Source organism: Micromonospora sp. NPDC048935 (assembly GCF_043197875.1).
GTDB lineage: Bacteria > Actinomycetota > Actinomycetes > Mycobacteriales > Micromonosporaceae > Micromonospora.
On sequence record NZ_JBICTZ010000016.1, the window covers coordinates 1 to 8,842 of the forward strand.

Genomic DNA, 8,842 nt, shown 5'->3' on the forward strand with positions numbered 1-8,842 from the left:
TCTCATGTGGATTGGTCGTCGGGTGGGGTGCGGTTGTTGACGGAGTCGCGGTTGTGGCCGGAGGTGGGTCGGCCTCGGCGGGCGGGGGTGTCGTCTTTTGGTATTAGTGGGACCAATGCGCACGTGATTCTCGAGCAGGCGCCGGCCGAGGCGCCGGCGGAGGCGTCGGCGACGGTTTCGTACCCCGTGCCGGTGCTGCTCTCCGGGCGGGGCGAGGAAGCGCTCCGCGCGCAGGCGGCCCGCCTGCGGAAGTTGCTCGCCGACGACGAAGAGTTGACGCCCGCCGATCTGGGCCGTTCGCTCGCCACGGGTCGGGCCGCGTTGGAGAACAGGGCGGCCGTCCTGGCCACGACGAGAAGCGACCTGGACGACGGCCTGCGGGCGGTGGCGTCGGGTGTGGTGGTGTCGGGTGTGGTGGGTGGGGTGGCGGTTGAGCAGGGTGGGTTGGCGTTTGTGTTTTCGGGTCAGGGTTCGGAGCGGTTGGGTATGGGTCGTGAGTTGTATGGGTCGTCGGTGGTTTTTGCTGAGGCGTTTGATGCGGTGTGTGGGGAGTTGGATGGGCGTTTGGGGGTGTCGGTGCGGGAGGTGGTGTTTGGTGGGGATGCGGAGTTGTTGGGTCGGACGGTTTTTGCGCAGGCGGGTCTTTTTGCGCTTGAGGTGGCGTTGTTTCGGTTGGTGGAGTGGTGTGGGTTGCGGCCGTCGTTTGTGTTGGGTCATTCGGTGGGGGAGATTGCGGCGGCTCATGTGGCGGGGGTGTTGTCGTTGTCGGATGCGTGTGTGTTGGTGGCTGCTCGGGGTCGGTTGATGCTGGCGTTGCCGGTGGGTGGGGCGATGGTGGCGGTGCGGGCTTCGGAGGTGGAGGTGGTGCCGTTGTTGTCGGATCGGGTGGGGTTGGCGGCGGTTAATGGGGTGTCGTCGGTGGTGGTGTCGGGGGATGAGGATGCGGTTGGGGAGGTGGCGGCGTATTGGGGTGGGTTGGGTCGGAGGGTGCGGTGGTTGGGTGTTGGTCATGCTTTTCATTCGCATCGGATGGAGCCGATGTTGGATGAGTTCCGGTCGGTGGTGGAGGGTTTGGAGTTTTGTTCGCCGCGGGTGCCGGTGGTGTCGGGTGTGTTGGGTGTGGTGGCGGCGGGGGAGTTGGGTTCTGCTGAGTATTGGGTGCGGCAGGTTCGGTTGCCGGTTCGGTTTTTGGATGGTGTGCGGGCTGTTGCGGTTGAGGGTGTGACGGCGTTTGTGGAGTTGGGTCCGGATGGGGTGTTGTCGGGGTTGGTGCGGGAGGCGTTGCCGGAGGCGACGGTGGTGCCGTTTTTGCGGGCGGGGCGTGGTGAGGTTGGGGCGTTGGCGGGGGTGGTGGCGGGGTTGGCGGTGCGGGGTGTGGCGGTGGATTGGGAGGCGTTCTTCGGGGTTGTTGGTGGTCGGGTTGTTGATCTGCCGACGTATCCGTTCCAACGCAGCCGCTACTGGCTGGAGCAGGGCCCCGAATTGGGCGACGTCACGGCCATGGGACTGCGCTCGGCGGAGCACCCGCTGCTCGGCGCCGCGGTCGGCCTCGCCGAGGCCGACGGCCTGGTGCTGACGGGCAAGCTGTCCCTGCGCACCCACCCCTGGCTCGCCGACCACACGGTGCTGGGCGAGATCGTCCTGCCCGGCACGGCCTATCTGGAACTGGCGCTCCAGGCCGGCGAACAGGTCGGGTGTGAGCGGCTCGACGAACTCACCCACGAGGCGCCGCTGATCCTCCCGGAGAACGGCGAGCTGGTCCTCCAGCTGACGGTCGGCGCTGCCGAGGACTCCGGCCGCCGTACCCTCGCACTCCACTCCCGCACCGGCGAAGAGCCGTGGACCTGCCACGCGCGCGGAGTCCTCGCCCCCGACGACACGCCGGACGACCACCCGGACCTCGCTTCGTGGCCGCCCCCGGGTGCCACGGCTGTCGGTGTCCAGAGCTTCTACGACGACCTCGACGGCACCGCCTTCCGCTACGGCCCGGCGTTCGAGGGGCTGAGCGCGGCCTGGCGACGTGGCGACGAACTGTTCGCCGAGGTCGACCCGGCACAGGGTCCGAGCGTGGCCGGGTACGGCGTGCACCCCGCCCTGCTGGACAGCGGCCTGCAGGCCATGCGGCTCGGCTTCGTCAATCACGACCTGGAGCAGGATCCGGACCAGGCCAGGCTGCCGTTCAGCTGGACCGGCGTGCGGCTGCACTCCGCGGGCGCCTCCAGCCTGCGCCTGCGCATCGTGCGGACCGGGCCGGACATGGTGGCCGTCGCGGTGGCCGACTCCACCGGGCGTCCGGTGCTGTCGATCGGCTCGCTCGTGCTCCGGCAGGTCGCGGCGGCCCAGCTCCGCGGTGCCGCGCGGACCGGCCGGGACGGTTCCCTGCACACCCTCACCTGGCGGGAACTCGAACCCGGCACGGCAGCCGAGGCACCACCGAACGGTCGCGTCGTCGTCGTGGCCCCCGACGCGGCAGCCCTCGCCGAGGAGGACGCGCCGGTCGAGGTCTTCGCGGACCTGGCCTCGGTGACCGGCGAGCCGGCGGTGGTGCTGGCCCCGATCCTCCCGCGCCCGGACGGCAGCCCGGCCGCATCGGCGCGGGAGGCGGCGCATCGGACCCTCGACCTCGTCCAGGAGTGGCTCGGCGACAGCCGCTTCGACGACGCCCGCCTCGTCCTGCTGACACGAGCCGCGGTCGCCGTCGGAGACGAGCTGCCGGAGCCGCAGGCGGCGGTGGTGTGGGGCCTTGTCGGGTCGGTGCAGGCCGAGCACCCGGGACGGATCATCCTGGTCGACACCGCCGACCGGCGTCTGTCGGCGCGGATGCTCGCGACAGTGCTCGCCGCGGGGGAACCGCGGTTGGCCGTCCGTGCCGGCTCCGCCCCCCTCGTCCCGAGGCTGGTACGCGCCGACGCGGGACCTGCCTCGCCCGGCGTCGACCCGCGCGACGGCACGGTCCTCGTCACCGGGGGCACCGGCGCCCTGGGCTCGGCGCTGGCCCGCCACCTGGTGACCGAGCACGGAGCCCGGCACCTGCTGCTGGTCAGTCGCAGCGGTCCGCAGGCACCCGCGGCCTCCGCGCTGACGGCGGAACTGGAACGGCTCGGCGCCGGCACGGTCGAGGTGGCCGCCTGCGATGTGACCGACCGCGGGTCCCTCGCCGAGCTGATCGCGGCGATCCCACCGGACCGTCCCCTGACCGGGGTGGTGCACGCCGCCGGAGTCGTGGACGACGGAGCCGTCGCCTCGCTGGACCACGCGAGGATCGACGGTGTCCTCGCCGCCAAAGCCGACGCGGCCTGGCACCTGCACGAGCTGACCCGGGACCACGCGCTCGGCTTCTTCGTCCTGTGCTCCTCGATCGCGGGCCTGGCGGGCAGCGCCGGCCAGGCGGGTTACGCGGCGGCGAACGTGTTCCTCGACGCGCTGGCCGTACGCCGCAGGGCCGAGGGGTTGCCCGCGCTCTCGCTGCTCTGGGGGCCCTGGGCCGACGAGGGAGGCATGGCCGGGGGCCTGACGGCGGCCGCGCGGGCGAGGATCGCCGCCCGCGGGCTGCGTCCGCTGGCCACCGACGTCGCGCTCGCCCTCTTCGACGCCGCGCTCGGCCGCGACGAGCCGGTCGTGGCCGCCCTCGCCGTGGACCTGCGCGGTAGGCGTACGGACGACGTGCCGTTGGTGTTCCACGGCCTGCTGCCCACCCGTGCGCGGCGCGGTGTCGGCGCGTCCACGCAGTTGCTCCGCAGGCTCGCCGCGCTGTCCGGCGCCGAGCGGGCCGAGGCGGTCGCGACACTCGTCCGTGACCAGGTCGCCCTGGTGCTGGGCCACACCTCGTCGGCGGCCGTGCCGGTGGACCGGGCCTTCCAGGATCTCGGACTCGACTCACTCACCGCAGTGGAGCTCCGCAACCGGCTGGCGGCCGAGACCGGGATGGCGCTCCCGCCCACGATCGTCTTCGACCATCCCACACCGGAGGCCCTGGCCGAGCATCTCGGTGCCCTGCTCGCCGGCACGACGGGGACGCAGGCACAGCCCGTGCCGGTCGCGGTGCACGAAGATCGGATCGCGATCGTCGCGATGAGCTGCCGTCTTCCCGGTGGCGCGGCGACCCCGGAGGATCTGTGGCGACTGCTGGCGGATGGCGTCGACGGGATCTCGCCGTTCCCGGCCAACCGAGGCTGGGACAACGAGGGCGTCTACGACCCGGATCCCGACAGGGCGAGGACGAGCTACGCCCGCGAAGGCGGCTTCGTCCACGACGCGGACGAGTTCGACGCCGAGTTCTTCGGCATCGCCCCGCGTGAGGCGCTCGCGATGGATCCGCAGCAGCGGCTGCTGCTGGAGACCGCCTGGGAGACGTTCGAGCGGGCGGGCATCGACCCGACGTCGCTGCGCGGCAGCCGGACCGGCGTGTTCGTGGGCGCCGCCGCGCAGGAGTACGGGCCGCGGCTGCACCGCGCGACCGAAGAGGTCGAGGGCTACCTGCTCACCGGCAACACCGCGAGCGTCGCGTCCGGCCGGATCGCGTACACCTTCGGCCTGGAAGGCCCGGCCGTCACCGTCGACACCGCCTGCTCGTCGTCGCTTGTCGCGCTTCACCTGGCGGTGCAGGCGCTGCGCCGGGGCGAGTGCTCCCGCGCCCTGGTCGGTGGGGCGACGATCATGGCCAATCCCGGCATGTTCGTCGAGTTCAGCCGCCAGCGCGGGCTCGCCCCCGACGGTCGGGCCAAGTCGTTCGCCGCCGCGGCCGACGGCACCATCTGGGCCGAGGGCGCGGGCATGCTCCTGCTCCAGCCTCTCGCCCAGGCGCGTCGTGACGGGCACCGGGTGCTCGCGGTGGTCCGTGGTTCGGCGGTCAACCAGGACGGCGCGAGCAACGGCCTGACCGCCCCGAACGGCCCGTCCCAGCAGCGGGTGATCGGGCAGGCTCTCGCCGACGGCGGGCTGACCGCGGCCGACGTGGACGCGGTCGAGGCACACGGCACCGGAACCAGGCTGGGCGACCCGATCGAGGCGGGCGCGCTGCTGGCCACCTACGGGCAGGACCGCCCCGCCGATCGTCCGCTCTGGCTGGGCTCGCTGAAGTCGAACATCGGCCACGCCCAGGCGGCAGCGGGTGTCGCGGGCGTGATCAAGGTGGTGAAGGCGCTGGAGCACGGCGTCCTCCCGAAGACCCTGCACGTCGACGAGCCGTCCCCGAACGTCGACTGGTCGGCGGGGGCCGTGCGGCTGCTGACCGAGGCCCGGCCGTGGCCCGAGACGGGACGTCCGCGCCGGGCCGCGGTGTCGGCGTTCGGTGTCTCCGGCACCAACGCGCACGTGATCCTCGAACAGGGCCCGCCGCACGAGGAGACGCCCACGGGGGAATCCCCGGTGTCGACCTTCCCGCTGGTGCTGTCCGCCCGGTCCGAGGAGGCGCTGCGGGCGCAGGCCGGTCGGCTCGCGACCTTTCTCAAGGACCGTCCCGAACTCTCGATGGCTGCCGTCGCCAGGTCGCTGGTGGCCACACGTACGCGCTTCGAGCACCGGGCCGTCGCCGTCGCGTCCGGGACCGACCCGGCGGCGCTGCGCGCCTGGGCTCACGGCGAGGAGCACGAGGAGATCGTGTACGGCTCGGGTACCGCGCCGTCCGGCCCGGTGTTCGTCTTCCCCGGGCAGGGGTCGCAGTGGGCCGGGATGGCCGTGGAGCTGCTCGACGAGTCGCCGGTGTTCGCCGCACGGATGGCCGAGTGCGCGGCGGCGCTGGCGCCGTTCACGGACTGGTCACTGCTCGACGTGGTACGCGGTGCCGACGGCGCGCCTCCGCTGGACCGTGTGGACGTCGTCCAGCCCGTGCTCTGGGCGGTGATGGTCTCCCTGGCCGAACTGTGGCGCTCGTTCGGCGTGCGGCCCGCGGCGGTCGTCGGGCACAGCCAGGGCGAGATCGCGGCCGCCTGCGTGGCCGGAATCCTCTCTCTGGAAGACGGCGCGAAGGTGGCGGCGCTGCGCAGCCGGCTGATCGGGGAATCCCTGGCCGGAGGCGGCGGAATGGTGACCGCCACCCTGACACCACAGGAGTGTGCGGACTTCCTGACCCCCTGGGCGGACCGCCTCTCGCTGGCCGCGGCCAACGGCCCCCGCTCGGTCGTGGTCGCCGGCGAGCCGGCGGCCCTGGAGGAGTTTCTCGCGGCGTGCGAGGCCCGGGGCGTCTGGGCGAACCGGGTGGCGGTGGACTACGCCTCCCATTCGGCTCAGGTCGAGGGGATCCGTGCGCGCCTGATCGAGGTGCTGGACGGTCTGCGGCCGACGCCCGCGACGGTGCCGTTCTACTCCACGGTGGACGGTGCATGGGTCGAGCGCGACGGCGCCTCGCTGACCGCCGAGTACTGGTACCGCAACCTGCGGCAGAGCGTCCAGTTCGCGTCGGCCGTCGGCGCGCTGCTCGACGAGGGGCACCAGATCCTGGTCGAGGTGAGCCCGCATCCGGTGCTCGCCGTCGGGATGACGGCGGTCGCGGAGGAACGCGAGGCGAGCCAGGTGCTGGTGGCGGGGACGCTGCAACGGGCCGACGGCGGGATGAGGCGGTTCCTGCTCTCGCTGTCGGTGCTGCTCGTACGCGGGGTCGACGTCGACTGGTCGCCGGTCTTCGAGGGCTCGGGCCCCGCGACCGTGGAGTTGCCGACCTACGCCTTCCAGCGCAGGCGCTACTGGCTCGACGACGACGTGCCGGTGGTGGCGGGCACCCCCGACAGTGGCCTCTGGGACGCGGTGGACCGCGGCGACCTGGCGGAGTTCTCCGCCGAACTCGGCGTCGACCCGGCGGCCCCGCTGAGCAGCGTTCTTCCCGCGATGGCCGCGTGGCGCAGGAAACGGATGGCCGCCGCCGTCACGGACTCCTGGCGCTACCGGATCGAGTGGCAGCCCGCGCAGGGTACGGAGGGCACCGCTCCCACCCTGCGGGGGGCCTGGGTGCTGGTGGCGGCTGAGGAACAGGACCAGGCCGGGTTGGTGGGTGCCGCCGTCCGCGCGCTGGAGCGGGCGGGTGCCGATGCCGTTGTCCTCCGCCACGGCGACGGCCTCCTGGACGCCCTCCGGGCCGTGCGGGACGTGGCAGGCGTCATCTCCCTGCTCGGGCTGGCGGAGCCGGCGGCGCTGCACGCCACCGCGGCGCTGATCGGGGTCCTCGGCGAGGCCGGACTGCCGGCACCGCTGTGGTGCCTCACCCGCTCGGCGGTCTCCACCGGCGCGGACGGTGTCGCGCCGGACCCGGACGGTGCCGCGCTGTGGGGCCTGGGCAGGGTCTGCGCACTCGAGCATCCGGACCGGTGGGGCGGCCTCGTCGATGTCGAGGGTGCCGCGGTCGACGAACGGACCTGGGAGCGGGTGCTGGCCGTGGTCTCCGGCGCGTACGGGGAGGAGTCCGAGGCCGTCATCCGGACCTCCGGGGTGCGGGTGCGACGCCTGCTGCGCGCTCCGGTCACGGCGTCGCGGGCCGCGCGGGAGTGGCGTGCGCACGGCACCGCGCTGGTGACCGGAGGCACCGGCGCGTTGGGCGCTCGGACGGCGCGCTGGCTGGTCCAGCGGGGCATCGAGCACCTGGTGCTGGTCAGCCGGCGTGGGCCGGACGCGCCGGGGGCGGCCGAACTCGTCGCCGAGCTCGAAGACCTGGGGGCGACGGCCGAGGTCCTGGCCTGTGACGTGGCCGACCGTTCGCAGTTGGCCTCGGTGCTGGCGACGATCCGGCCCGACCGGCCGCTGACGACTGTGGTCCACACGGCCGCGGTCCTGGACGACGCGCTGATCGGCGCGCTCGACCGGGACCGGATCGACGCGGTTCTCGCGCCCAAGGCCCGTGCCGCGCTGCATCTGCACGATCTGACCAGGGAGCTGGGCCTGTCGGCGTTCGTGCTGTTCTCCTCCTTCACCGCCGCCGTCGGCAACACCGGCCAGGGCGCCTACGCGGCGGCCAACGCGATGCTCGACGCGCTGGCCCAGCGGCGGCGCGCGGAAGGGTTGACGGCCACCTCGGTGGCCTGGGGCCCCTGGGCCGGAGGTGGGCTCGTGGGATCGCCGGAGGTCGCCGCGGGGCTGAGCCGCAGGGGTGTGTCCACCCTCGACGCGGATCTCGCCCTGGAGGTTCTGGGTTCGGCCCTCGACCGCGACGAGCCGGTGCTGGCCGTCGCCGATGTCGACTGGCCCACCTACGTCTCCGAGTTGGCGTTCGACCGGCCCGCCCGGCTGTTCGCCGAGTTGTCCGAAGCCCGGATGGCCGACGGGGAGCAGGAGCGGCGCTCCGACGCGTCGGCCCGGCTCCGGGAGCGACTGGCCGGGCTTTCCGAAGCTGACCGCGACGCCGTGCTGCTCGATCTCGTCCGCGACCGTACGGCCGTGGTGCTGGGCCACTCCGGCCCGTCGGCGGTGGCCGCGGACCGGGCCTTCAAGGACTGCGGTTTCGACTCGCTGGCGGCCGTCCGACTTCGGAACCTGCTGTCGCGCGAGACCGCCCTGAAGCTCCCGGCGACGCTTGTCTTCGACCACCCGACCCCGGCCGCGCTGGCCCGGCACCTGCGCTCGCTGGTGCTGCCGGCCGCGGCCGACCCCGCGGACCCGGTCTTCGCGGGGCTGGACGAACTCGAACCGCTGCTGTCCAACTCCGACCTGAGCGCCGCCGACCGGGCACGCATAGGCAACCGGCTGCGCGTCCTGGTCACGAGGTTGAGCGAAACCCCGAGCGGCACGACCGGTCGACCCGAGTCGGCTGACGTCGACGACGAGATCGCCGCGGCTTCGGACGACGAAGTCTTCGCGTTCATCGAAAAAGAGTTCGGAATATCCGAAACCAGGGACCTGGACCAGAGGGGGCGTTGAG

1 protein-coding gene is annotated in these 8,842 nt (G+C 72.9%); it reads left to right on the forward strand.

Annotated elements, in window-relative coordinates; translation table 11 throughout:
* Window positions 1-6 precede the first annotated feature (6 nt).
* Window positions 7-8,841 (forward strand): type I polyketide synthase, encoded by an 8,835-nt coding sequence (locus tag ACGFIW_RS31015; RefSeq protein WP_393323329.1) that lies wholly within the window; start codon window positions 7-9, stop codon window positions 8,839-8,841.
* Window position 8,842: the final 1 nt, after the last annotated feature.